Here is a 25,573-nt window from a genome sequence, read left to right on the forward strand (position 1 = left end):
TCTTGGGAGCGCCGGGGTGCGGTGACGAAAGGGCCCCCGGTCCGCAGCGAACTGCGGGCCGGGGGCCCTCAATTGGGGCGAAGGTTACTTCTTCGCCTCTTCTTCCTTCTTCTTCTGCTCCATCTTCAGCAGTTCCTCCGGCGGCGCCTTGTGGCCGCAGACGGCCGGCCAGTTCACGGGGTTGATGCCGCCGCACCAGATGTACCCGCGGTCGGCGTTCTGGCGCCACTCCCTCGTGACGATGTCCTGGCAGTTGCCGGTCGGTGCGTAGCGCGGGCAGCTGCCGTCGGCCTTCTTGATGATGTGGGCCCGGTAGGCGTCGATGCCCATCGACATCTCGTCGTTCTGCGGCATGTACCGGTTGGCCGACCAGGAGGCGCCCATCGTGGCGAACAGCGCGATCGCGCACACCATGCCGGCCGCGAGCTGCGCGACCACCCGCCGGGGAACGACCCGGGCGCCCGGTGCGGCGCCGCTCGGCCGCAGCGTGCGCTCGGCCCAGCCGGAGCCCCGGTAGACCACGGCCATCATGCCGAGGACGGCCAGGATCATCAGGCAGTACATGATGATCCAGGTGGTGCGCGGGTAGAGCTGCACGGCCTGGTCGCGCGCCATGTGCGAGGCGAACCAGAAGCGGGCCAGCCAGGCGCCGGCCAGGGTGGCGGCGGCGGTCAGGACCATGACGTTGCGCAGCGCCAGGCCGACGCCCAAGCCCACGGCGAACAGCAGCAGCAGGGCGAAGCCGCTCTGGCCCGCCAGCTCGCCGGCCGCCGGCCAGGTCTGGTACTCCAGCGTGCCGGACCGGTCCGACACCCAGCCCAGCACGTACGCCGGGTCCACGTACACGGCCAGGAAGCCGTAGCGGTCCGGGTGCTGGGAACGGAGCCGGGCCATCTGGTAGATCAGCGGGGCGCCGACGAGACCGGCCGTCAGCAGGGTGACACCGACGAACGCGGCGGCCCGCTTGACCACCGTCGCACCGGCGCGCCACGGGAAGAGGAACAGCGCCAGCAGGCCCACGCCGGGCGCGGCCCACACGTACCAGCCGGAGTACCAGAGGAAGACCACGCCGAAGACGAGGCCGAGGACCGCGCCGCGCAGCAGCGTCCCGCGCAGCGGCCGCCCGCCGGCACGGCGCATCTCGCGCAGGGCGCAGCCGAGCAGCGGCAGCAGGACGAGCATGCTGGCGTGGCTGTACGGACGGATCGGGTCGATGAAGAGCACGGCCGACGGCACGGCGATCAGCAGCGCCCAGAACGGACGGAGCAGCAGCCGCCAGGCCAGGTACGTCAGCGGGCCCGCGACGGCCGTGAAGAAGATCTGGAAGTCCTTGAGCGCGAACCCGGTGCCGCCGGGGACGTCGTAGCGGATCTTCGCCCAGACGGCCATCAGGCCGGGGAACAGGGGCGGGTAGATGCCCGACATGCCCTCCCCGTGCAGGAACGAGTTGGCCATGTCGATCAGGGCGCCCGGGTCGCCCTCCTGGCCGCCGAGCCCCCAGGGCGTGCCGCGCAGGGCGACGACCACGCCGCCCGCCACCACGCCGGTGGCGAGACCCGCCAGCGCGGCGCACACCAGGCGCTTCGCCATCTGGTGGCGGCGGAGCGTGCCGCGGTAGGCGGTGTACAGCAGGACCGCGAGCAGGGGCAGGCCGAGTACGGCCACGTACTGCTGGAGCTTGGCGAGACCGCTGACCTGCCCGAGGCGGACGACCGGGTTCACGCTGATGTACGTGCTCAGCAGCGTGAACCCGAGGGCGGCCACCAGGCTGACCACGGCCTCGGCGAGCGGGAGCACCCACCTCCGGGACAGCCATGCCCGGCCCCGTGAGGGCGACGGCCGGCTCGCTGCTTCCGCCGACTCGGCGGGCCGCGTCGCCAGGGCGCCGGCCTCACCGACCTCCTCGGGGGCCAGGTGTGTCATGTCAGTCCGTTTCTTGGGGGTCGGCTCAGTTCTGGCCGGAGGTGAACACGTGCTTCGCCAGGGTGCGGGCGCCGTCCTTGTGTCCGCGGCGCAGTGCGCCGGGGAGCATGGTGAGCGCGTGCATGCGGGAGGCGCTGTGGAAGCGCGCCGCGCGGGCCGCCTTCGGCCAGCCGCGGGCGTCCATGCGCTCGGCCACCGCGGAGAAGTACCGCTCGGCCTCCACGAAGCGGGTGCCGGAGAAGGCCTGGACGGACGATTCGCTGACGGCGTGCCGGCGGTACTGGAAGACGGTGGCGGAGTTGTCGATGACCATCTCCTCACCGCCTTCGAGCAGGTCGATCACGAGCGCGAGGTCCTGGATCACCGAGTAGTCGTCCCGGAAGTTCACCTTGCGCAGCACCTCGCCGCGCCAGGCGATGGACGGGAAGTAGAGCCAGTTGCCGCGCAGCACGCTGGCGGCCAGCTCCTCGCCGCCCATCAGCCGGCGGCCCTTGACCCGCGGCGAGTAGAGCCGCTGCTTGGTGTTGTCCGCCAGTCCCTGGGTGACCCGGCCCTCGCCGTCGATCACCTCGACGCCGGGCTGGACCATGCCGACGCCCGGGTGGGCGCCGATGATCCCGCGCACGGTCTCCAGGTAGCGCGGGTGCAGCAGGTCGTCGCAGCCCATGATGACCACGTAGTCGGCCTCGGAGAGCCGCACGCACTTCTGGAAGTTCTTGGTGATGCCGACGTTCTGCTCGTTGCGCGTGTAGTGCACCCGGTCGTCACCGAGCTGCTCGAACCAGCCGGGTACGTCCGGCTCCTTGCCGTCGTCGATCACGACGAGGCGGAAGTCCGGGTCCGTCTGCGCCAGGATGCTGCGGACGGCGTCCTGCATCAGCTGCACGTCCCCGTAGTAGGGGAGCATAAAGTCGAAGGTCGCCACGGAGCTTCAGGCCTTCACGGAGTCGGAGTCGGCTGCGGGAGCGGACGCAGGAGCGGGAACGGCAACGGTCTCGGCAGCGCCGACGGCGGCCGGGCCGGCGAGGTCGTCCTGCCCGAGGCGCTCGTCGTTGTGCCGCAGGCCCTCGTTGATGGCCACCGTCCGCGCCAGGTCGGTGATCTTCTTCTCCAGCGAGCGGAAGCGCAGGAAGGTGTTGAGCGTGAGGAAGCCCATCGCGAGCACCATCACGTAGAGCACCAGGTCGGTGCCTCGACCGACGCCGAGCTGCTGGGCGAGCCAGGTGACGTCCGTCGGGCGGAGCACCGCGTAGACGTTGACGACGACGAAGGCCGAGAACGCTATGCGCTTCCACGCACGGTTCTTCGCCTGGCCCCAGGTCCGGATGAACATCAGTGCCATGGACACCGAGCCGACGATCAGCAGCAGCTGAATCCAGAAGTACTTCATCGACGCCCACGCTCCCGCAGCGAAATGTCAAAAAGGATGTTGACGCCGTTGATCAGGGACTGACCCTTGGCGCGTGAGTAGTCGGTGTAGAGGATGTCCACCGGCACCTCGGTGACGCGCAGCGAGGAGCCGGCGAGGAAGCCGACCAGTTCGGAGGCGTGGGCCATGCCGTTCATGGTGATGTTCAGCTGCTCGGCGGCCTCACGGCCCAGCACGCGCAGGCCGTTGTGCGCGTCGGTGAGCTTGAGCTTGCGCGCGGTCGGGCTGACGGCGGCGGCCGTGCGCAGCACGACCTGCTTGATCCACGGCACTTGGCCGTTCTGTTCGATGAAGCGGGAGCCGAGCACCACGTCGGCCTCGTCGCGGCGCAGCACCGCGACCATCGTCTCGACGTCCTTGGTCTGGTGCTGACCATCGGCGTCGAAGGTGGCGAAGTAGCGGGCGCCGGGCTGGGCGAGCGCGTACGTGAGGCCGGTCTGCAGGGCCGCGCCCTGGCCAAGGTTGACCGGGTGGCGCACCAGGTGGGCGCCGGTCGTGGCTATGTGCCGGGCCGAGTCGTCGGTGCTGCCGTCGTCGACGACGACGATGTTGGGGAACGTCTTGCGGGCCCCCTCGACCACGTCGGCGATCACCTGGCCCTCGTTATAGGCCGGTATGACCAGCCAGACATCGTCGTATTCGGACACGGTAGCTCCAGCGGAACGGGGCACAAACGAGTGCTCGGTGATCGGTGTGACGTCGTGGGCCGGCACGGTCATTTCCCGACAGCCCCCACGCCCGGGCTGCTTGCGTCGGCCAGCTGCCGGGGGCCTTCACCGGCTGCCGCGGCGGCTCCGGGGAAGCTCAGCCTCAGGGCTGCCAGCATAGCGAGCACGGTGGCGAGGGAACCGAGAGCGTAGGCAACGATCACGCGCACGGCCACATCGCCCGGGATCAGGGTGATGCCCACCAGGACCGCGGTACCGAGGGCCCAGCAGAGCAACTGCAGGTTGTGCCGCTTGAATACCATGAGGGCCTGTCCGAGCACCATCGCGAACATGTATGCCACGGTGCCCGCGGACATCAGGAAGAAGTCGAAACTGCCCAGCACCGGCTCGGCCTTGAAGAGCACCTGGATCAGCCAGGGCCCGAGCACCGTGGCGGGCACGCCGCCGAGCAGCCCGAGCGCTCCGACGACCACGCCGATCCGGCGCAGCATCGCCCAGAACGCGGCCCGGTCGCCGGCCGTGAAGGCGGCGGTCAGGCCGCTGAGCAGCGAGGCCTGGAGCGAGCCGAAGACGAAGAGCGGCACCCGGGCCAGGACCAGCGCGCTGAGCAGGGCCGCGATCAGGGCGCTGTCGTCGGGGGCCAGCAGCTTGGTGCTCATCACCGCGGCGTTGACGACGAGCTGGGACAGCAGGGTCGCGCAGACGAGCAGGCCCAGTCCGCCGTACAGCTCCCGCCAGGCGATCGGTTCGCCGGGCCCGACGGCGCGCAGCAGCGCCGGCAGGGTGACGAGGGTCGCCACGATCGGCGCGATGGCCAGGACCAGGCTGAAGGCGAGGGCGGAGTGCAGCCCGAACACCGCGCAGCCGACGGCGAGCACGATGCGCAGGCCGCCGTCGACGGCGAGCTGGGCGCCGTACGCGCCGAACCGGCCGAGGCCGGCCAGCACACCGCGGGTGAGGTAGCAGACGGCCATGCCGGTGAAGGCACCGCCGAGCGCCGCCACCAGACCGCGGTCGCCCTGGAACAGCAGGTCGGCGATCGGGCCCGCGAGGAGGCCCAGGACGAGCAGGGTCACGCCGAGGATCCCCGCGGTGAGCACGGTCGCCCGGCGGAGCACCGGGGCGGCGCCCTGGCCGAGGACCGCACGGGCGGAGACGATCCGGGTGAGCTCCTGCTCGATGGGGAAGAAGACGCCGATGCCGATGGACATCACGATCGTCCACAGCACCGAGACGTTCGCCATCGCCGTGTCGTACCCGGCGAGGCTGTGACCGGCCACGCCCAGGTGGACGTACGAGGCCGCGCCGAGCACGACGGTGCCGCCGGCCACCGCGACGGTGCCCGGCGGCAGCGCCGCGCTCAACTTGTTCAGCAGGGCTTTCATCCCGCTCGGCCGTCCCGCGCCTGGTCGGCCAGTGCGGTGAAGCCGGGGGCGGTCAGTGCCTCGGCCAGCTGTACGTGCCAGTCGGCCAGCGGGGGCAGGCCCGCCTCGGCCCAGCGGTCGTGCCCGAGCACGCTGAAGGCGGGGCGGACGGCCGGGCGGACGTACGCGTCGGAGGTGGTCGGCCGGATCCGCTCGGGGTCGAGCCCGCTCAGCCGGTAGGCCTCGCGCGCCAGCCCCATCCAGGTGGTCCGGCCGCCGGCCGTGCCGTGGTAGACGCCGGCCGGGGCCTTGCCGTCGAGCGCGGCCCGGCCGAGCGCGACCAGGTGGCGGGCCAGCGCGTAGGACCAGGTGGGCTGGCCGTGCTGGTCGTCGACGACGTCGAGGGAGTCGCGCACGGCGGCCAGCTTCAGCATGGTGGCGACGAAGTTGTGCCCGTGCTCGCCGTACAGCCAGGCGCTGCGGACGACGTAGCCGTCCTGCGGCAGCACCTCGGCGACGGCCTGCTCGCCGACCAGCTTGGTGCGCCCGTAGGCGTTGACCGGGCCGGTCGCGGCGTTCTCGGAGTACGGCTCGGAGGCGTCGCCGGGCAGCACGTAGTCGGTGGAGATGTGGAGCAGGCGCGCGCCGGCGGCGGCGCAGGCCTCCGCGAGGACGCGCACGGCGGTGCCGTTGACGGCCGTGGCGGCTTCCTCGGCGGTCTCGGCGCCGTCCACGTCGGTCCAGGCGGCGCAGTTGACGACCACCGCGACGCCTTCGACGGCGGCGCGGACCGCGGCCGGGTCGGTGATGTCGAGGTCCGTGCGTCCGAGGCCGACGGCCTCGATGCCGGCGTCCTTGAGCGCGGTCAGGACGTCCTGGCCGAGCATCCCGGCGGCGCCGGTGACGAGCCAGCTCCGCGCGGAGGCGTTCCCGGGGTGCGTGCTCACTTCTGCAGGGCCGCCTTCGCCTTCAGCGGCTCCCACCAGGCGCGGTTCTCGCGGTACCAGTCGATGGTGGCCTTGATGCCGTCCTCGAAGGTGACCTGCGGGGCGTAGCCCAGCTCGGCGCCGATCTTGCTGATGTCGATGGAGTAGCGGAGGTCGTGGCCCTTGCGGTCCTCGACCGGCTCGACCATGTCCCAGCCGAGGCCGGCGGCCTCCAGCAGGACGCCGGTGAGCTCCTTGTTGGTGAGCTCGGTGCCGCCGCCGATGTTGTAGACCTCGCCGGCGCGGCCCTTGCGCATGGCCAGGTCGATGCCGCGGCAGTGGTCGGAGACGTGCAGCCAGTCGCGGACGTTGCCGCCGTTGCCGTACAGCGGGACCTTCTTGCCGTCCATCAGGTTGGAGACGAACAGCGGGATGACCTTCTCCGGGAACTGGTAGTGCCCGTAGTTGTTGGAGCAGCGGGTGACCACCACGTCCATGCCGTGGGTGCGGTGGTAGGCCAGCGCCAGCAGGTCGGACGACGCCTTGGAGGCGGAGTACGGGGAGTTGGGCACCAGCGGCCACTCCTCCGTCCAGGAGCCCTCGCTGATCGAGCCGTAGACCTCGTCGGTGGAGATGTGGACGAAGCGGCCGACGCCGTGCTTGCGGGCGGAGTCCAGCAGGACCTGCGTGCCCACGACGTTGGTCATCACGAACGGGCCCGCGCCGGCGATCGAGCGGTCCACGTGGGACTCGGCGGCGAAGTGCACGACGACGTCGTGGCCGGGCATGACCTGGTCGACGGCCTCCGCGTCGCAGATGTCGCCCTTGACGAAGGTGTATCCCGGGTGATCCGCGACCGGCGCCAGATTCGCTTCGACGCCGGAGTAGGTCAGCTTGTCGAAGACCGTGATCCGGGCCGAGGCATCTGCGCCGAGCTGCTGGCGGACGAATTCTGAACCGATGAAGCCGGCGCCGCCGGTCACGAGGATGCGCATAATACGAAGAGTCTAGCGGCCTGCCGAACGTCACATTCCCTTGGCTCGGCTCCCCTGCACCCTCTCGCATAGGGTTCACCCATGCGTGGAATCCTTTTGGCCGGTGGCACCGGATCGCGACTCTGGCCGTTGACCCGGGCCGTTTCGAAGCAGCTGCTGCCCGTCTTCGACAAGCCGATGATCTATTACCCCCTCTCCACCCTGGTGATGGCGGGTATCAGCGAAATCCTGATCATCACCACCCCCGAAGACCGCGACCAGTTCGAGCGACTGCTCGGCGACGGTTCGCAGTTCGGCCTGCGGCTGGAGTACGCCGTCCAGGAGCGTCCGGAGGGCATCGCCCAGGCGTTCGTCCTCGGCGCCGACTTCATCGGCGACGAGTCCGTCGCGCTCATCCTCGGCGACAACATCTTCCACGGCAGTGGCCTCGGCACCCGCCTCGCCCAGCACACCGACGCCAAGGGCGGCCGCGTGTTCGCGTACCCCGTGGCGGACCCCACGGCGTACGGCGTGGTCGAGTTCGACGAGAAGGGCCAGGCCATCTCCATCGAGGAGAAGCCGGTCAAGCCCAAGTCCCGCTACGCGGTGCCGGGCCTCTACTTCTACGACAACCAGGTCGTCGAGATCGCCCGCGGCCTGAAGCCCAGCGCCCGCGGCGAGCTGGAGATCACCGCCGTCAACGACGCGTACCTCCAGGCCGGCGAGCTCAATGTCACCATCCTCGACCGCGGTACCGCCTGGCTGGACACCGGCACCTTCGTCTCGATGGTGCAGGCCTCCGAGTTCGTCCGCGTGATCGAGGAGCGTCAGGGCTTCAAGATCGGCTGCATCGAGGAGGCGGCCTGGCGGGCCGGCCTGATCGACTCCGCGCAGCTGCGCGCGCTCGCCGAGCCGCTGACGAAGAGCGGCTACGGCGACTACCTGCTGACGCTGCTCGACGAGGAGAACGCACGATGAAGTTCCGCGAGCTCTCCATCGCGGGCGCCTTCGAGGTCACCCCGCAGCTGCACGGCGACCCCCGCGGCCTGTTCACCGAGTGGTACCGCTTCGACCGGCTGGCCGAGGTCGTCGGCCACCCGCTGAACCTGGCGCAGGCGAACCTCTCGGTCTCCGCCGCGGGCGTGGTCCGCGGCGTCCACTTCGCCGACGTGCCGCGCGGCCAGGCGAAGTACATCACCTGCGTACGCGGCGCCGCGCTCGACGTCGTCGTGGACCTGCGGGTCGGCTCCCCCACCTTCGGTGAGTGGGAAGGCGTCCTCCTCGACGACGTGGACCGCCGCGCGGTCTACATCCCCGAGGGCTTCGGCCACGGCTTCTGCGCGCTGAGCGACGACGCCACGCTGTCCTACCTCTGCTCGGAGGCGTACAACCCGACCGGCGAGCACGGCGTGCACCCGCTGGACCCGGAACTGGGCATCGCGTGGCCGGCCGAGGTCCCGCAGCTGTCCGCCCGTGACGAGGCCGCCCCGTCGCTGGCCGACGCCATCGCGTCCGGGCTGCTGCCCGACTACGCCACCTGCATCGAGTTCACCGAGTCCCTGCGCGTGAGCTGACCCCACCGCCGTACGAGAGGGCCGCACCCCGTCCGGGGTGCGGCCCTCTTCCGTACCCGGCCGCGTACGGGCCGGGCTCATACTCGGGCAGCGTCGACAGCGACGGAGACCGGCAACGCCGAAGGGCCCCGCCCCACCGCCGAAGCGATGGGCCGGGGCCCTTCAGTGCGACTTGGTGCCCGGAGACCGGGCTACCAGGTCAGAGCACGAACTACGCCGTGATCTTGGTGACCTGGCCGGCGCCCACGGTACGACCACCCTCACGGATGGCGAACTTCAGGCCCTCCTCCATGGCGACCGGCTGGATCAGCGCGACCGTCATCTCGGTGTTGTCGCCCGGCATGACCATCTCCGTGCCGGCCGGCAGGGTGACGACACCCGTGACGTCCGTGGTACGGAAGTAGAACTGCGGGCGGTAGTTGTTGAAGAAGGGGGTGTGACGGCCACCCTCGTCCTTCGACAGGATGTACGCCTGAGCCTCGAACTCCTTGTGGGGAGTGACCGAACCCGGCTTGATGATGACCTGGCCGCGCTCGACGTCCTCGCGCTTGATGCCACGGAGGAGCAGACCGACGTTCTCGCCCGCCTGGCCCTCGTCGAGCAGCTTGCGGAACATCTCGATACCGGTGACCGTGGTGGTGGTCTTCTCTTCCTTGATGCCGATGATGTCGACGGTCTCGTTGACCTTCAGGACACCACGCTCGATACGGCCGGTGACGACCGTACCGCGACCGGTGATCGTGAAGACGTCCTCGACGGGCATGAGGAACGGCTTCTCGGTGTCACGCGGCGGGGTCGGGATGGCCTCGTCGACGGCAGCCATGAGGCCGAGAAGCTTCTCGCCCCACTCCTTGTCGCCCTCGAGGGCCTTCAGCGCGGAGACGCGGACGACCGGCAGGTCGTCGCCCGGGAAGTCGTACTCGGAGAGCAGCTCACGGACCTCGAGCTCGACGAGCTCCAGGATCTCCTCGTCGTCCACCATGTCGGCCTTGTTCAGGGCGACAACGATGTAGGGAACGCCGACCTGGCGGGCCAGGAGCACGTGCTCCTTGGTCTGCGGCATCGGGCCGTCGGTGGCGGCGACCACGAGGATCGCGCCGTCCATCTGCGCGGCACCGGTGATCATGTTCTTGATGTAGTCCGCGTGACCCGGGCAGTCGACGTGGGCGTAGTGACGCGCCTCGGTCTGGTACTCGACGTGCGCGATGGAGATGGTGATACCGCGCTGGCGCTCCTCAGGAGCCTTGTCGATCTGGTCGAAGGCCGAGGCCTCGTTCAGGTCCGGGTACGCGTCGTGCAGCACCTTGGTAATGGCGGCCGTGAGGGTCGTCTTACCGTGGTCAATGTGACCGATGGTGCCGATGTTGACGTGCGGCTTAGTCCGCTCGAACTTCGCCTTCGCCACGGGGTCCTCCTGGAGAGTGGTTCTGTACGCCTTACTCATCGGCGCCAGGTGATCTTTGCTGGAATGCCGGTTCCCCCGGGGCAACGGAGGGTTACTCCTGTTGCCCCAGAGGCTCCGGTGACAAGCCTAAAGCGTGTACTCGGAAGAGTTACTCGCCCTTGGCCTTCGCGATGATCTCCTCAGCGACGTTCCGGGGAACCTCGGCGTAGGAGTCGAACTGCATCGAGTAGCTGGCGCGACCCGAGGTCTTGCTGCGGAGGTCTCCGACGTAGCCGAACATCTCCGAAAGCGGCACGAGGCCCTTCACGAGACGAGCGCCGTGACGCTCCTCCATGGCCTGGATCTGGCCACGGCGGGAGTTGATGTCGCCGATCACGTCACCCATGGACTCCTCGGGCGTGGTGACCTCAACGGACATCATCGGCTCGAGCAGTACGGGCGAAGCCTTGCGCGCGGCCTCCTTGAAGGCCTGCGAACCGGCGATCTTGAAGGCGAGCTCCGAGGAGTCGACCTCGTGGTAGCCACCGTCGAGAAGAATGACGCGGACGCCCGTCATCTCGTAGCCCGCGAGGATGCCGAACTGCATGGCCTCCTGCGCACCGGCGTCGACCGAGGGGATGTACTCCCTCGGGATGCGGCCACCGGTGACCTTGTTCACGAACTCGTACGCCGGGCCGTCCGACTCGGTGATCGGCTCGATCGCGATCTGCACCTTGGCGAACTGACCGGTACCACCGGTCTGCTTCTTGTGGGTGTAGTCGTGACGCTCGACGGTCTTGCGGATCGTCTCGCGGTACGCGACCTGCGGCTTGCCGACGTTGGCCTCGACCTTGAACTCGCGCTTCATACGGTCGACCAGCACCTCGAGGTGCAGCTCGCCCATACCGCCGAGGATGGTCTGGCCGGTCTCCTCGTCCGAGTGAACGTGGAAGGAGGGGTCCTCCTCCGCGAGACTCTGGATGGCGACACCCAGCTTCTCCTGGTCACCCTTGGACTTGGGCTCGATGGCGACCTGGATGACCGGAGCCGGGAAGTCCATGGACTCCAGGATCACGGGTGCCTTGTCGTCACACAGCGTCTCACCGGTGGTGGTCTGCTTCAGGCCCATGACGGCGACGATGTCGCCGGCGCCGACCGCGGCGATCTCTTCACGCTTGTTCGCGTGCATGCGGTAGATCTTGCCGATGCGCTCCTTCTTGCCCTTGACGGAGTTCAGCACCGCAGTGCCGGCCTCCAGGCGGCCCGAGTAAACCCGGACGAAGGTGAGCTTCCCGAGGTGCGGGTCGCGCATGATCTTGAACGCCAGCGCCGCGAGGGGCTCCTCGTCGGAAGGCTTGCGCTTCACGACGACCTCGGCGTCACGGACGTCGTGGCCCTCGATGGCCTCGATGTCCAGCGGCGACGGCAGGTAGCGGACGACAGCGTCGAGCAGGGGCTGAACGCCCTTGTTCTTGAACGCCGTGCCACAGAACACCGCGGTGATCGTGGGCTCGCCCTTGCCCTTGCCGGAGCCGAGGATGATGCGACGGACGGCGGCGTGCAGCTGCTCCACGGACGGCTCGTCGCCGTTCAGGAAGAGCTCCATGATCTCGTCGTCGTTCTCGGCGACGGTCTCGACCAGCTTGCCGCGCCACTCTTCAGCAGCCTCGGTGTGCGTGGCCGGGATGTCGACGATGTCGTACATCTCGCCCTTGGTCGCCTCGGCGGACCAGACGAACGCCTTCATGGTGACCAGGTCGACAACGCCCTGGAAGTCCATCTCGGCACCGATGGGGAGCTGCATGACGATCGGAACCGCGCCAAGGCGGTCCTTGATCATGTCGACGCAGCGGTGGAACTCGGCGCCCGTACGGTCGAGCTTGTTGACGAAGCAGATGCGCGGCACGCCGTAGCGGTCCGCCTGACGCCAAACGGTCTCGGACTGCGGCTCCACACCGGCGACACCGTCGAACACGGTGACGGCACCGTCGAGGACGCGGAGCGAACGCTCCACCTCGACCGTGAAGTCAACGTGACCCGGGGTGTCGATGATGTTGATGGTGTGGTCGACGTCCTCGAGCGGCCAGTGGCAGGTCGTCGCGGCGGACGTGATCGTGATGCCGCGCTCCTGCTCCTGCTCCATCCAGTCCATCGTGGCAGCGCCGTCGTGGACTTCACCGATCTTGTAAGACACACCGGTGTAGAACAGGATGCGCTCGGTGGTGGTCGTCTTGCCCGCGTCGATGTGGGCCATGATGCCGATGTTGCGCACCTTGGCCAGGTCAAGCGAAGTGGTAGCCATATCGGCTCAGTCTTCTCTCGGTCTCGATGTGGGTTGGGACTACCAGCGGTAGTGCGCGAAGGCCTTGTTGGACTCGGCCATCTTGTGCGTGTCCTCGCGCTTCTTGACGGCAGCGCCAAGACCGTTGGAGGCGTCGAGCAGCTCGTTCATGAGGCGCTCGGTCATGGTCTTCTCACGACGGGCGCGGGAGTAACCCACGACCCAACGCAGCGCGAGGGTGGAGGCGCGACCGGGCTTGACCTCGATCGGCACCTGGTAGGTGGCGCCACCGACACGGCGGGACTTGACCTCGAGCGACGGCTTGACGTTCTCCAGCGCGCGCTTCAGCGTGATGACCGGGTCAGCGCCGGTCTTCTCGCGGAGGCCTTCCATGGCGCCGTAAACGATGCGCTCGGCGGTGGAGCGCTTGCCGTTCAGGAGGATCTTGTTGATGAGCGACGTCACCAGAGGAGATGCGTAGACCGGGTCGATGATGACCGGGCGCTTCGGGGCGGGGCCCTTACGAGGCATTCTTACTTCTCCTTCTTGGCGCCGTAGCGGCTGCGGGCCTGCTTGCGGTTCTTGACAGCCTGGGTGTCAAGCGCACCGCGGATGATCTTGTAACGAACACCCGGCAGGTCCTTCACACGGCCACCACGCACGAGCACGATCGAGTGCTCCTGCAGGTTGTGTCCCTCACCCGGAATGTAAGCGGTGACCTCGATGCCAGAGGTCAGACGCACACGCGCGACCTTGCGCAGCGCCGAGTTCGGCTTCTTCGGGGTGGTCGTGAACACACGCGTGCAGACGCCGCGACGCTGGGGCGAAGCCTCAAGCGCGGGGGTCTTTGTCTTCTCGACCTTGTCCTGCCGGCCCTTACGGACCAGCTGCTGGATCGTAGGCACTACTTCTCCGGTTTCTGTGTGCCGTGTAGTGAAACTAACCTGGAACTCCCCCGACCCACGCGGTCGGGTGTGTCGAACACTGCACGCTCTCACCGAAGTGAGGCAGGCGCAGATTGCGGTGTGGTCTTCCTCGGCTCCCCGCGGGGTTTGTGTACACGCGGGAGCCCAGGGCACACCCCAGGCACAAGGTCAGAGCGTACCTACCTCACAGAGGTAGGTCAAAACAAATGCCCAGCACGAAAACACACCGTGCGCAAGCCGTACGCGTCCACCTGTACCGGCCCCCGCCGCGGCGGTCCGCCGCGGCCTGCCGGGGCGACGGTCTCCGAACAAAACAACAGGCGCGCAGGGACGGCCTGTTGAGCGGGGCATCCCGCCCAAACGCCCTAAACTGACACCTTGCCCGAGCGCGGAGCGCCCGCGAGTCGATCAGCAGGGAGCAGCACATTGGGGACCCTGGCACCCGAGCCGACCACCGTCGACGCCCGTCCCCCCGCCCCGGCCCGCCTACCGGCCCCCCGCCGGTCCGGACCGTTCCGCGGTCCCCTGCTCGCGTTGCTCCTCACCTCGGCCGCCTTCTGCACGGCCTGGGTGGCACGCGGAACCTTCCCCTTCGGCGCCACCGGCCGGGCCGTGAACGACCAGGCCAACCAGTACGTGCCCTTCCACCGCGGGCTGTGGGACCTGGTCCACGGGCAGGCCGCCGGCGACATGCTCTTCACCTGGCGCGGCGGCTTCGGACAGCAGTTCCTGTCCGACTACCACACCTATCTGGGCAATCCCTTCTCCTGGCTGGCCGTCCTCGTCCCGCGGGCCCACGTCGACCTCGCCGTCTTCGCGATCACCCCGATCACCATGGGCACCGCCGCCGCCCTGATGACCGTGTACCTCGGCAGGCTGCACCCCGGCCCGTGGTGGCAGCGGGGCGTGCTCGGAGCCGCGTACGGCCTGTGCGGCTGGGCGCTCAGCGACGGCTCGTACATCCCGATGTGGCTGTGGGGCCTGGTCGCGCTCCCGATGCTCGGCATCGCCGTCGAGTGGTGCCTGGAGGGCCGCCGCTGGCCGGGCGTGGCCCTGCTGGTCGCGCTCGCCTGGTTCGGGAACTTCTACACCGCGATGATGGCCACGATGGCCGCCTGCGTCCTGCTGGCCATCCGCATGGCCACCCGCGACATGACCGGCGCGCAGCGGCTGCGCGCCCTGTGGCGGGCCGCCACGGCCGCGGGGACCGGGTTGCTGCTCACCCTCCCCCTCCTCCTGCCGTCGTTCCTGTCCAGCGGCGCCGCGCAGCCCACCAGGGCCGCGGCCTTCGACCCCGTACGGATCGAGATCTTCCTCGCGGGCATGCTCCCGGCCACCCACCTGTGGGGCGGCCGCCCGCGGCTCTACGTCGCCTCGCTCGGCCTGATCCTGGCCGGCGCCTTCGTCTTCAACACCCGCATCGCGCGGAGGACCCGCCTGGTGTGGGGGGCCGCGACCCTGCTCGTGGCCGCCTCCTTCCAGTTCCCGCCCACCCAGTACGTGTGGCACGGGCTGGCGGTGCCGAACGGCAACCCGTACCGCGAGGCGTTCGTCTTCAGCGGGATGCTCGTGATCACCGCCTGGCTGGCGCTGGCCCACCGGCCGCGCCCGCTGCACCTGGCCGCGGTCGCATCGCTGCTGGTGGCGGCCACCTTCGCGCTCCGCCGCACCGACGACTTCGGCGGCTGGACCTGGCCGGCCGTCCTCGGCGGCGGGGCGCTCTCGCTGCTGGCCCTGGTCCTGCTGCGGCTCGGCGAGAAGCGCCGGTACCTGATCCCGGTGGCCGCCACCCTGATGATCGGCACCGTCTTCGCCGAGTCCACGGTCGCGGCGGCGAGCGCCGACGCCCGCCGGGCCCGCGAGCGCTGGGCGAAGCCGATCGCCACCTCGAACCGGTCGATCGGCAACCACTTCGAGGCCGTCCGGGAGGTGAACGGCTGGCCCGCGTACCGGACCGACTCGGGGGCGCCCCAGACCTCGTACAACGACGCCCTGGCCCTGCGGGCGGAAGGGCCGCAGTACTACAGCAGCTACCTCCCCGAGGTCACCTACCGGGCCCTGGCGCCCCTCGGATACGGCTTCAAGAACGACGGCCGGACCTTCTTCGGCGCCGACAACCCGGTACTCGACGCGATCTTCTCGATCGGAGCCCGGGTCCGCCCCGGAACCGCGCCGGACACCTGGACGGCCTCGAAGTTCCCGGCTCCCCCGCTGGTCACGGTCCGCACCGGCCCGTACACCTCACCCCACCCCGCGGACAGCGTCTACGCCCGCCAGGAGAACGTCCTGGGCGCCACCGTCTACCAGGTCCCCCGGGTCACCCGCGGGGGCACCGCCACCGAGCAGAGGTACGCGGCCCGGTGCACCCCCGGCTCCGAGGCCTACTGGTCCTCCCCCGCCCTCTACGGCACCCTCCGCGCCGGCGGCACCGAGAAGCGGCTGGAGGACCGGATGACCGGGGTGACCCCCCTGGGCGCCGTGCCGGCCTCGGGGAAGGTCGACGTCACCGTGTCGACCCGGACGCGGGGCGCGGACGCCGGGAACCACCCGCTCGGCTGCCTGGACCGCCCGGCGCTCGCCAAGGCCGTCCGCCACCTGACCACCACCGGGGCCACCTCGGTCCGCACGGGCGGCCACACCATCGAGGCCACCCTCCCCCCGGGCGCCGCGGGCACGGCCGTCCTCGCGATGACGGACATCCCCGGCTGGCGGTGCTCGGCCCCGGTGCGGAGCTTCCACGGCCTGGTCTCCCTCCCCCTCACCCCGGGCACGACCAAGGTCTCCTGCACCTTCACCCCGAAGGGCCTCACCCCGGGCCTGGCGGGCGCCGCCCTCGCCCTGATGGCCCTCACCGCCTCCACCGCCACCACACTCCGCCGCCGGCGCGCCTGACCCGGCGGCCGGCCGCGCTCGGCGAAGCGGCCCCCCTCGGCGAAACGGCCCCGCGGGGGGCGTGCTGGGCCCCGCGGAAACGAAAAGGCCCCCCGCCGCTCCTCTCGGAGCAGCGGGGGGCTTCTTCTTACGAGCTCTTAGCCGTTGTACGGGCCGTAGTCGTAGTCCTCCAGCGGGACAGCCTGGCCGGAGCCGGTGCCGAAGGGCGAGTAGTCGATGTCGTCGTAACCGACGGCCGAGTACATCGCGGCCTTGGCTTCCTCGGTGGGCTCCACCCGGATGTTGCGGTAGCGGGCGAGGCCCGTACCGGCCGGGATGAGCTTACCGATGATGACGTTCTCCTTGAGGCCGATGAGGCTGTCGGACTTGGCGTTGATCGCCGCATCCGTCAGGACTCGGGTCGTCTCCTGGAAGGAGGCGGCCGACAGCCAGGATTCCGTCGCCAGCGAGGCCTTGGTGATACCCATCAGCTGCGGACGGCCGGAGGCGGGGTGACCGCCCTCGGTGACCACACGACGGTTCTCGGTCTCGAACTTCGACCGCTCGACCAGCTCGCCCGGCAGGAGCTCCGCGTCGCCGGACTCGATGATCGTCACGCGGCGCAGCATCTGCCGGATGATGATCTCGATGTGCTTGTCGTGGATCGACACGCCCTGCGAGTTGTAGACCTTCTGGACTTCGCCGACCAGGTGGACCTGGACGGCACGCTGGCCGAGGATGCGCAGCACGTCGTGCGGGTTGGTGGCACCCATGGTGAGCTTCTGGCCCACCTCGACGTGGTCGCCCTCGTGCACGATGACCTTGGCGCGCTTCGAGATCGGGAACGCCGTCTCGTCGCTGCCGTCGTCGGGCGTGATGACGATCTTCTTCGTCTTCTCGGTCTCCTCGATCCGCACGCGGCCGGCGGCCTCGGAGATCGGGGCGACACCCTTCGGGGTACGGGCCTCGAAGAGCTCGACGACACGCGGCAGACCCTGCGTGATGTCGTCACCGGCCACACCACCGGTGTGGAAGGTACGCATCGTCAGCTGGGTACCGGGCTCACCGATGGACTGGGCGGCGATGATGCCGACCGCCTCACCGATGTCGACCAGCTTGCCGGTGGCGAGCGAGCGTCCGTAGCAGAAGGCACAGGTGCCGACCGCGGACTCACAGGTCAGGACCGAACGGGTCTTGACCTCCTCGACGCCGTTGGCGACCAGGGCGTCGATGAGCACGTCACCGAGGTCGACGTTGGCCGGCGCGATGACCTTGCCGTCGATGACGACGTCCTCGGCCAGCATGCGGGCGTAGATCGAGGTCTCGACGTCGTCGGCCTTGCGCAGCACGCCGTCCTCGCCGCGAACGGCGATCTTCAGCTTCAGACCGCGCTCGGTGCCACAGTCCTCCTCGCGGATGATCACGTCCTGCGAGACGTCCACCAGACGACGGGTCAGGTAACCCGAGTCGGCGGTACGCAGGGCGGTGTCCGCCAGACCCTTACGGGCACCGTGCGTGGAGATGAAGTACTCCAGAACGGTGAGGCCCTCACGGAAGGACGCCTTGATCGGACGCGGGATGGTCTCGTTCTTCGCGTTCGACACCAGACCACGCATACCGGCGATCTGTCGCATCTGCATCATGTTTCCTCGGGCACCCGAGTCAACCATCATGAAGATGGGGTTCGTCTTGGGGAAGTTCGCGTTCATCGCCTCGGCAACCTCGTTGGTCGCCTTGGTCCAGATCGCGATGAGCTCCTGCGTGCGCTCGTCCTTGGTGATCAGACCGCGCTCGTACTGCTTCTGGACCTTCTCGTCCATCGCCTCGTAGCCCGCGACGATGGCCTTCTTGGCCTCGGGCACGACGACGTCGGAGATGGCCACGGTGACGCCCGAACGGGTCGCCCAGTGGAAGCCGGCCGCCTTCAGGTTGTCGAGCGTCGCCGCCACGATGACCTTGGGGTAGCGCTCCGCCAGGTCGTTGACGATCTCGGAGAGCTGCTTCTTGCCCACCGAGTAGTCGACGAACGGGTAGTCCTCGGGCAGCAGCTCGTTGAAGAGCGCGCGACCCAGGGTCGTCTTCAGACGGAAGCTGTCGCCCGGCTGGAACTCCTGCTCGCCCTCTTCTGCGACCGGCTGCACCCAGCCGCGCGGCGGGATGGTGCCCACCGGGAAGCGGATGTCGACGGACGACTGGAGCGCGAGCTCGCCGTTGTCGAACGCCATGGTCGCCTCGGCCGTGGAGCCGAACGCGCGGCCCTCGCCCTTGGTGTCACGGAGCTCACCGTCGGTGGTCAGGAAGAACAGACCGAGGACCATGTCCTGGGTCGGCATCGTGACCGGACGGCCGTCGGCCGGCTTGAGGATGTTGTTCGAGGACAGCATCAGGATGCGGGCCTCGGCCTGTGCCTCCGCGGAGAGCGGCAGGTGCACGGCCATCTGGTCACCGTCGAAGTCCGCGTTGAACGCGGTGCAGACGAGCGGGTGGATCTGGATGGCCTTGCCTTCGACCAGCTGGGGCTCGAAGGCCTGGATGCCGAGGCGGTGCAGCGTGGGCGCACGGTTCAGCAGAACCGGGTGCTCGGCGATGACCTCTTCGAGCACGTCGTACACGACCGTGCGGCCGCGCTCGACCATGCGCTTCGCCGACTTGATGTTCTGCGCGTGGTTCAGGTCGACCAGGCGCTTCATCACGAACGGCTTGAAGAGCTCCAGCGCCATGGCCTTGGGCAGACCACACTGGTGCAGCTTCAGCTGGGGACCGACGACGATCACGGAACGCGCGGAGTAGTCCACGCGCTTGCCGAGAAGGTTCTGACGGAATCGACCCTGCTTGCCCTTCAGCATGTCGCTGAGGGACTTCAGGGGACGGTTGCCGGGACCGGTCACCGGACGACCACGACGACCGTTGTCGAAGAGGGCGTCCACGGCCTCCTGAAGCATGCGCTTCTCGTTGTTCACGATGATCTCGGGGGCACCGAGGTCGAGGAGACGCTTCAGACGGTTGTTGCGGTTGATCACGCGGCGGTACAGGTCGTTCAGGTCGGAGGTCGCGAAGCGGCCACCGTCCAGCTGCACCATCGGACGCAGGTCCGGCGGGATCACCGGCACGCAGTCCAGAACCATGCCCTTGGGCTTGTTGCTGGTCTGCAGGAACGCGGAGACGACCTTGAGGCGCTTGAGCGCACGGGTCTTCTTCTGGCCCTTGCCGGTACGGATGATCTCGCGGAGGCGCTCGGCCTCCTCCTCGAGGTCGAAGGACTCCAGGCGCTTCTGCAGCGCGGCGGCGCCCATGCAGCCGTCGAAGTACGTGCCGAAGCGGTCACGCAGCTCGCGGTACAGGAGCTCGTCGCCCTCCAGGTCCTGGACCTTGAGGTTCTTGAAGCGGGCCCACACCTCGTCGAGGCGGTCGATCTCGCGCTGGGCGCGGTCACGCAGCTGCTTCATCTCGCGCTCGGCACCTTCGCGCACCTTGCGGCGTACGTCGGCCTTCGCGCCCTCGGCCTCAAGCTCGCCCAGGTCGGTCTCGAGCTTCTTGGCCCGGCCTTCGAGGTCCGCGTCACGGCGGTTCTCGATCTGCTGGCGCTCGACGGAGACGTGCGCCTCCAGGGACGGGAGGTCGCGGGTGCGACGCTCGTCGTCGACGAACGTGATCATGTACGCGGCGAAGTAGATGACCTTCTCGAGGTCCTTCGGCGCGAGGTCCAGCAGGTATCCGAGGCGCGACGGGACGCCCTTGAAGTACCAGATGTGGGTGACGGGAGCGGCAAGCTCGATGTGGCCCATCCGCTCACGGCGCACCTTGGCGCGCGTGACTTCGACGCCACAACGCTCACAGATGATGCCCTTGAAGCGGACACGCTTGTACTTGCCGCAGTAGCACTCCCAGTCCCGGGTCGGACCGAAGATCTTCTCGCAGAAGAGTCCGTCCTTCTCGGGCTTGAGGGTGCGGTAGTTGATGGTCTCCGGCTTCTTGACCTCGCCGTGCGACCAGGTTCGGATGTCGTCCGCGGTGGCAAGGCCGATCCGCAGCTCGTCGAAGAAGTTGACGTCGAGCACTGTGCGTCAATCCCTCTTTCGGGGTCGAGTCTCAATCATGGTCTGAACGGTCCCGGGGATGACGGGGGGCTCTTGAGCGAGCCCCCCGTCAGGCCCGTCAGACCTCTTCGACGCTGCTCGGCTCGCGCCGGGACAGGTCGATACCGAGCTCCTCCGCCGCGCGGAAGACGTCCTCGTCGGTGTCGCGCATCTCGATGGACATGCCGTCCGAGGACAGCACCTCCACGTTGAGGCAGAGCGACTGCATTTCCTTGATGAGCACCTTGAAGGACTCGGGAATGCCCGGCTCGGGGATGTTCTCGCCCTTGACGATGGCCTCGTAGACCTTCACGCGGCCGGTGACGTCGTCGGACTTGATGGTCAGCAGCTCCTGGAGGGCGTAAGCGGCGCCATAAGCCTCAAGCGCCCACACCTCCATCTCACCGAAGCGCTGGCCACCGAACTGCGCCTTACCACCCAGCGGCTGCTGCGTGATCATCGAGTACGGACCGGTCGACCGAGCGTGGAGCTTGTCGTCGACCAGGTGGTGGAGCTTGAGGATGTACATGTACCCGATCGAGATCGGGTCCGGGAACGGCTCGCCGGAGCGGCCGTCGAACAGGCGCGCCTTGCCGGACGGGAGGACCAGGCGGTCACCGTCGCGGTTCGGGATGGTGTGCTCGAAGAGGCCGGCGAGCTCGTCCTCGCGGGCACCGTCGAACACGGGGGTGGCGACGTTGGTACCGGGCTCGACACGGTCGGCACCGATGACCTTCAGACGCTCGGCCCACTCCTCGCCGAGCCCGGAGACGTCCCAGCCGCGGCTGGCGAGCCAGCCGAGGTGGATCTCCAGGACCTGTCCCGGGTTCATTCGGGACGGGACACCCAGCGGGTTCAGGATGATGTCGACCGGCGTGCCGTCCTCAAGGAAGGGCATGTCCTCGATCGGAAGGATCTTGGAGATGACACCCTTGTTGCCGTGGCGGCCGGCGAGCTTGTCACCGTCGGTGATCTTGCGCTTCTGGGCGACGTAGACGCGGACCAGCTGGTTCACGCCCGGGGGAAGCTCGTCGCCCTCCTCGCGGTCGAAGACGCGGACACCGATGACCTTGCCGATCTCACCGTGAGGGACCTTGAGCGAGGTGTCACGCACCTCGCGGGCCTTCTCACCGAAGATCGCGCGGAGCAGGCGCTCCTCCGGGGTCAGCTCGGTCTCGCCCTTGGGCGTGACCTTGCCGACCAGGATGTCGCCGGCGACGACGTCCGCACCGATGCGGATGATGCCGCGCTCGTCGAGGTCCGCGAGGACCTCCTCGGAGACGTTCGGGATGTCCCGGGTGATCTCCTCGGGGCCGAGCTTGGTGTCACGGGCGTCGACCTCGTGCTCCTCGATGTGGATCGAGGAGAGGACGTCGTCCTGCACGAGGCGCTGCGACAGGATGATCGCGTCCTCGTAGTTGTGACCTTCCCACGGCATGAACGCGACGAGCAGGTTCTTGCCGAGGGCCATCTCGCCCTCTTCGGTCGCCGGTCCGTCGGCGAGGACCTGGGACTCGACGATCCGGTCACCCTCGTTGACGATGACCTTCTGGTTGACCGAGGTGCCCTGGTTCGAGCGGGAGAACTTGGCGACGCGGTACGTGGTGTACGTGCCATCGTCGTTGGCGGCGGTGATGTAGTCGGCCGAGACCTCTTGGACGACACCGTCCTTCTCCGCACGGATCGAGTCACCGGCGTCGACCGCACAGCGGTACTCCATGCCGGTGCCGACGAGCGGGGCCTCCGCCTTGATGAGCGGAACGGCCTGGCGCATCATGTTCGCGCCCATGAGGGCACGGTTGGCGTCGTCGTGCTCCAGGAAGGGGATCATCGCGGTCGCGACGGACACCATCTGGCGCGGGGAGACGTCCATGTAGTCGACGTCGTCGCCGGCGATGTAGTCGATCTCGCCGCCACGACGACGCACCAGCACGCGGTTCTCGGTGAAGCGCATGTCGTCGGACAGGCCGGCGTTGGCCTGGGCGATGACGAAGCGGTCTTCCTCGTCGGCCGTCAGGTAGTCGACCTCGTCGGTGACGACGCCGTCGATGACCTTGCGGTACGGGGTCTCGACGAAGCCGAACGCGTTGACACGGCCGTAGGAGGCGAGCGAGCCGATCAGACCGATGTTCGGGCCTTCAGGGGTCTCGATCGGGCACATGCGGCCGTAGTGCGACGGGTGAACGTCACGGACCTCGAAGCCGGCCCGCTCACGGGACAGACCGCCGGGGCCCAGCGCCGACAGGCGGCGCTTGTGGGTCAGACCCGAGAGCGGGTTGTTCTGGTCCATGAACTGGGACAGCTGGCTGGTGCCGAAGAACTCCTTGATGGAGGCGACGACCGGCCGGATGTTGATCAGGGTCTGCGGCGTGATCGCCTCGACGTCCTGGGTCGTCATGCGCTCGCGGACGACGCGCTCCATACGAGCCAGACCCGTGCGGACCTGGTTCTGGATGAGCTCGCCGACGTTGCGCAGACGACGGTTGCCGAAGTGGTCGATGTCATCGGTCTCGACCACGATCGAACGGCCGGACTCGCCGGTCGTCTCGGTCTCGCCGGCGTGCAGCTTGACCAGGTACTTGATCGTCGCGATGACGTCGTCGGTGGTGAGCACACCGGCGTCGAGCGGCTCGTCGGCGCCGAGCTTCTTGTTCACCTTGTAGCGGCCGACCTTGGCGAGGTCGTAGCGCTTCGGGTTGAAGTAGAGGTTCTCGAGCAGCGTCTGAGCGGCCTCGCGGGTCGGCGGCTCGCCCGGGCGCAGCTTGCGGTAGATGTCGAGCAGCGCGTCGTCCTGACCCTGGGTGTGGTCCTTCTCCAGGGTGGCGCGCATGGACTCGTACTCGCCGAACTCCTCGAGGATCTGCTCGGTGGTCCAGCCGAGAGCCTTCAGGAGGACGGTGACGGACTGCTTGCGCTTGCGGTCGATGCGGACACCGACCATGTCGCGCTTGTCGATCTCCATCTCCAGCCAGGCACCCCGGGACGGGATGATCTTGGCGGCAAAGATGTCCTTGTCGGACGTCTTGTCGATGGAGGAGTCGAAGTAGACGCCAGGGGAGCGGACAAGCTGCGACACGACGACACGCTCGGTGCCGTTGATGACGAAGGTGCCCTTGTTGGTCATGAGCGGGAAGTCGCCCATGAAGACCGTCTGAGACTTGATCTCTCCGGTCTCGTTGTTCGTGAACTCGGCAGTAACGAACAGCGGAGCCGCGTACGTGAAGTCGCGGTCCTTGCACTCGTCGACAGAGTTCTTCGCCGGCTCGAAACGGTGGTCGCGGAAGGTCAGCGACATCGACCCGGAGAAGTCCTCGATCGGCGAGATCTCCTCGAAGATCTCTTCCAGACCGGACTTGGTGGGGACGTCCTGTCCACTCTCAAGCGCCGACTCGACGCGAGACTTCCAGGCAGCATTGCCGAGAAGCCAGTCAAAGCTCTCGGTCTGCAGCGCCAGGAGGTTCGGAACCTCGAGGGGCTCCTTGATCTTTGCAAAGGAGATGCGCAGCGGGGCGGTGCTGGCACCGTTGTTCGTATTGGTCGAGGCGTTGCGCGAGGCGGCCAAGAGGGGGTCCTTCCGAGGGCTCGGACTCACTACGCGCGTACCGGTCCCAGCAGACACAGAAGACAAGCCCCCCAAATCCGGCTTAAAGGCCAGATCAGAGCGGTTCAATCAAGTGTGCTCAAGCGTGGGCATGTCCCTGGCGACGGGCAGGGGACAGCTAACAGGCAGCGCAAAGGGTCAGTGTAGCCACTTGGCTCACTGATGTCCAGACCAGGTTTCCGGAAACCGGCAACAGGCCTTCCCCAACTCGTTCAACCGACACCGTGTTCATCCAACACCGCGTCCAACGCTGCGGCTCCCGTACACAGAGCGCGTATCAGTACTGCCCTCTTCGTAGTCGATCCATGCCTCAGATCTCGGATCGAGGTGGTCGACCTCTCGACGGGTCTGAGAATTGCGCGCCACGTCCCGTTCGTCAAGGCCCCCTGCTCCGAGCGGATCATCTTTCGACCCAGCCTCGAGGCAACGAAGATCACCCTACTCCCCAACGAGACCAGGGCAAGTCAGGCACTGCGGGTACGCCGAAGGGCGACCACCCTTACGGGTGATCGCCCTTCGCAGGAGCCTCAGGGAGGCCCCAGAGGTGTTACTTGACCTCGACAGCCGCGCCGGCAGCCTTGAGGGACTCGGCGGCCTTGTCAGCGGCCTCCTTGGCGACCTTCTCGAGGACCGGCTTCGGAGCGCCGTCGACGAGGTCCTTGGCCTCCTTCAGGCCCAGGGAGGTCAGCTCACGCACGACCTTGATGACCTGGATCTTCTTGTCGCCGGCACCGGTGAGGATGACGTCGAACTCGTCCTGCTCCTCGACCTCGGCAGCAGCGACACCGGCGCCACCGGTGGCGGCAACGGCGACGGCCGCGGCGGCGGTGACGTCGAACTTCTCCTCGAAGGCCTTCACGAACTCAGAGAGCTCGATGAGGGTCATCTCCTCGAACTGGGCGAGGAGGTCGTCCTGAGAGAGCTTCGCCATGATGGGCGATCCTTCCACTAATTCGGCAGGTGCCGGATGTATATAGAGGCGGGCGTAACGGCCCGCTACGACCCACGCACTAGGCGGCGTGGATCAGTGCGCGAGCCGAATTACTCGGCACCGCCCTGCTCGGCGAGCTTGACGCGAAGCGCTTCCGCGGTGCGGACGAACTTCGACGGCAGCGCCTGGAAGAGCGAGGCAGCCTGAGACTGCTTGCCCTTGAACGCGCCGGCCAGCTTGCTGAGCAGAACCTCGCGGGACTCGAGGTCCGCAAGCTTCTTGATCTCATCGGCGGTGAGCGCCTTGCCATCAAGGACACCCGCCTTGATGATGAGATTCGGGTTGTCCTTGGCGAAGTCACGCAGGCTCTTCGCCGACTCCACCGGGTCACCGGTGATGAAGGCGACCGCGGTCGGACCAGCGAAGTGCTCGTCCAGCGCGGTGATCCCGGCCTGGTTGGCCGCAATCTTGGTCAGCGTGTTCTTCACCACGGCGTACTGGGCGTTCTCACCGAGCGAACGACGCAGCGTCTTGAGCTGCGCGACGGTGAGACCCCGGTACTCGGTCAGCACGGCGGCGTTCGAGCTCTGGAACTGGTCCGTGAGCTCGGCTACCGCGGCAGCCTTGTCGGGCCTTGCCATAGAG

General features: G+C 68.1%; 18 protein-coding genes. 3 read left to right on the forward strand and 15 right to left on the reverse strand.

The window, feature by feature from the left end; genetic code table 11:
• Positions 1-84: 84 nt before the first annotated feature.
• From OG534_RS14660 to rfbB, 7 genes are all read right to left on the reverse strand, one after another.
• Positions 85-1,923: a hypothetical protein gene (locus OG534_RS14660; protein WP_326588511.1), complete on the reverse strand. Its 1,839-nt coding sequence runs from the start codon at positions 1,921-1,923 to the stop codon at positions 85-87.
• 25 nt (positions 1,924-1,948) lie between these two features.
• A complete protein-coding gene (locus OG534_RS14665; protein WP_326588512.1) occupies positions 1,949-2,848 on the reverse strand; it encodes a glycosyltransferase family 2 protein in 900 nt (299 codons plus the stop codon).
• A gap of 6 nt (positions 2,849-2,854) precedes the next feature.
• Positions 2,855-3,313 carry a DUF2304 domain-containing protein gene (locus OG534_RS14670; protein WP_326588513.1) on the reverse strand — a complete coding sequence of 153 codons (459 nt, stop codon included), beginning with the start codon at positions 3,311-3,313 and terminating at the stop codon, positions 2,855-2,857.
• A complete protein-coding gene (locus tag OG534_RS14675; RefSeq protein ID WP_326588514.1) occupies positions 3,310-3,999 on the reverse strand; it encodes a glycosyltransferase family 2 protein in 690 nt (229 codons plus the stop codon). Before OG534_RS14675 ends, OG534_RS14670 begins: the two co-directional genes overlap by 4 nt.
• Positions 4,000-4,067: 68 nt before the next feature.
• Positions 4,068-5,405 carry a hypothetical protein gene (locus OG534_RS14680; protein ID WP_326588515.1) on the reverse strand — a complete coding sequence of 446 codons (1,338 nt, stop codon included), beginning with the start codon at positions 5,403-5,405 and terminating at the stop codon, positions 4,068-4,070.
• On the reverse strand, positions 5,402-6,271 hold the full coding sequence (gene rfbD, locus OG534_RS14685) for a dTDP-4-dehydrorhamnose reductase (protein ID WP_326593622.1): 870 nt from the start codon (positions 6,269-6,271) through the stop codon (positions 5,402-5,404). The genes OG534_RS14680 and rfbD overlap by 4 nt, the downstream gene beginning before the upstream one ends.
• Before the next feature lie 56 nt (positions 6,272-6,327).
• A complete protein-coding gene (gene rfbB, locus OG534_RS14690; protein WP_326588516.1) occupies positions 6,328-7,305 on the reverse strand; it encodes a dTDP-glucose 4,6-dehydratase in 978 nt (325 codons plus the stop codon).
• Positions 7,306-7,386: 81 nt separating this feature from the next.
• On the opposite strand from rfbB, the gene rfbA reads away from it, so the two are divergent.
• Both rfbA and rfbC read left to right on the forward strand, forming a co-directional pair.
• Positions 7,387-8,262: a glucose-1-phosphate thymidylyltransferase RfbA gene (gene rfbA, locus OG534_RS14695; RefSeq protein WP_326588517.1), complete on the forward strand. Its 876-nt coding sequence runs from the start codon at positions 7,387-7,389 to the stop codon at positions 8,260-8,262.
• Positions 8,259-8,858, forward strand: coding sequence for a dTDP-4-dehydrorhamnose 3,5-epimerase (gene rfbC, locus OG534_RS14700; RefSeq protein WP_326588518.1), 600 nt, complete (start codon positions 8,259-8,261; stop codon positions 8,856-8,858). The genes rfbA and rfbC overlap by 4 nt, the downstream gene beginning before the upstream one ends.
• Positions 8,859-9,069: 211 nt before the next feature.
• On the opposite strand, the gene tuf is transcribed toward rfbC, so the two are convergent.
• The 4 genes from tuf to rpsL form a co-directional block, all read right to left on the reverse strand.
• The gene (tuf, locus tag OG534_RS14705; protein WP_257554813.1) at positions 9,070-10,263 is read right to left on the reverse strand and encodes an elongation factor Tu; all 1,194 of its coding nucleotides are present in this window, start codon (positions 10,261-10,263) and stop codon (positions 9,070-9,072) included.
• Between the two features lie 148 nt (positions 10,264-10,411).
• Entirely contained in the window at positions 10,412-12,544 is a 2,133-nt protein-coding gene (fusA, locus tag OG534_RS14710; RefSeq protein WP_326588519.1) for an elongation factor G, read from the reverse strand.
• A gap of 39 nt (positions 12,545-12,583) precedes the next feature.
• Positions 12,584-13,054, reverse strand: coding sequence for a 30S ribosomal protein S7 (gene rpsG, locus OG534_RS14715; protein WP_326588520.1), 471 nt, complete (start codon positions 13,052-13,054; stop codon positions 12,584-12,586).
• Positions 13,055-13,056: 2 nt separating this feature from the next.
• Entirely contained in the window at positions 13,057-13,428 is a 372-nt protein-coding gene (gene rpsL / locus OG534_RS14720; protein WP_007265893.1) for a 30S ribosomal protein S12, read from the reverse strand.
• Positions 13,429-13,875: 447 nt separating this feature from the next.
• Here rpsL and OG534_RS14725 point away from each other — a divergent pair, with 447 nt between their 5' ends.
• Positions 13,876-16,341, forward strand: coding sequence for a YfhO family protein (locus tag OG534_RS14725; RefSeq protein ID WP_326588521.1), 2,466 nt, complete (start codon positions 13,876-13,878; stop codon positions 16,339-16,341).
• 137 nt (positions 16,342-16,478) lie between these two features.
• On the opposite strand, the gene OG534_RS14730 is transcribed toward OG534_RS14725, so the two are convergent.
• From OG534_RS14730 to rplJ, 4 genes are all read right to left on the reverse strand, one after another.
• The gene (locus OG534_RS14730; protein WP_326588522.1) at positions 16,479-20,378 is read right to left on the reverse strand and encodes a DNA-directed RNA polymerase subunit beta'; all 3,900 of its coding nucleotides are present in this window, start codon (positions 20,376-20,378) and stop codon (positions 16,479-16,481) included.
• A gap of 97 nt (positions 20,379-20,475) precedes the next feature.
• Positions 20,476-23,958, reverse strand: coding sequence for a DNA-directed RNA polymerase subunit beta (gene rpoB / locus OG534_RS14735; protein WP_326588523.1), 3,483 nt, complete (start codon positions 23,956-23,958; stop codon positions 20,476-20,478).
• Between the two features lie 586 nt (positions 23,959-24,544).
• Positions 24,545-24,928 (reverse strand): 50S ribosomal protein L7/L12, encoded by a 384-nt coding sequence (gene rplL, locus OG534_RS14740; RefSeq protein WP_326588524.1) that lies wholly within the window; start codon positions 24,926-24,928, stop codon positions 24,545-24,547.
• Positions 24,929-25,038: 110 nt separating this feature from the next.
• Positions 25,039-25,569, reverse strand: coding sequence for a 50S ribosomal protein L10 (rplJ, locus tag OG534_RS14745; protein WP_030710304.1), 531 nt, complete (start codon positions 25,567-25,569; stop codon positions 25,039-25,041).
• Positions 25,570-25,573 lie beyond the last annotated feature (4 nt).

This window comes from Streptomyces sp. NBC_01294, from assembly GCF_035917235.1.
GTDB lineage: Bacteria > Actinomycetota > Actinomycetes > Streptomycetales > Streptomycetaceae > Streptomyces > Streptomyces caledonius.

Coding starts and splice junctions, on each gene's coding strand:
- rpsG (WP_326588520.1), bottom strand. CDS start 13,054: ATGCCTCGTAAGGGCCCCGCCCCGAAGCGCCCGGTCATCATCGACCCG.
- fusA (WP_326588519.1), bottom strand. CDS start 12,544: ATGGCTACCACTTCGCTTGACCTGGCCAAGGTGCGCAACATCGGCATC.
- rfbB (WP_326588516.1), bottom strand. CDS start 7,305: ATGCGCATCCTCGTGACCGGCGGCGCCGGCTTCATCGGTTCAGAATTC.
- rplL (WP_326588524.1), bottom strand. CDS start 24,928: ATGGCGAAGCTCTCTCAGGACGACCTCCTCGCCCAGTTCGAGGAGATG.
- OG534_RS14660 (WP_326588511.1), bottom strand. CDS start 1,923: ATGACACACCTGGCCCCCGAGGAGGTCGGTGAGGCCGGCGCCCTGGCG.
- OG534_RS14680 (WP_326588515.1), bottom strand. CDS start 5,405: ATGAAAGCCCTGCTGAACAAGTTGAGCGCGGCGCTGCCGCCGGGCACC.
- rfbD (WP_326593622.1), bottom strand. CDS start 6,271: ATGCTCGGCCAGGACGTCCTGACCGCGCTCAAGGACGCCGGCATCGAG.
- rplJ (WP_030710304.1), bottom strand. CDS start 25,569: ATGGCAAGGCCCGACAAGGCTGCCGCGGTAGCCGAGCTCACGGACCAG.
- OG534_RS14670 (WP_326588513.1), bottom strand. CDS start 3,313: ATGAAGTACTTCTGGATTCAGCTGCTGCTGATCGTCGGCTCGGTGTCC.
- rfbA (WP_326588517.1), top strand. CDS start 7,387: ATGCGTGGAATCCTTTTGGCCGGTGGCACCGGATCGCGACTCTGGCCG.
- rfbC (WP_326588518.1), top strand. CDS start 8,259: ATGAAGTTCCGCGAGCTCTCCATCGCGGGCGCCTTCGAGGTCACCCCG.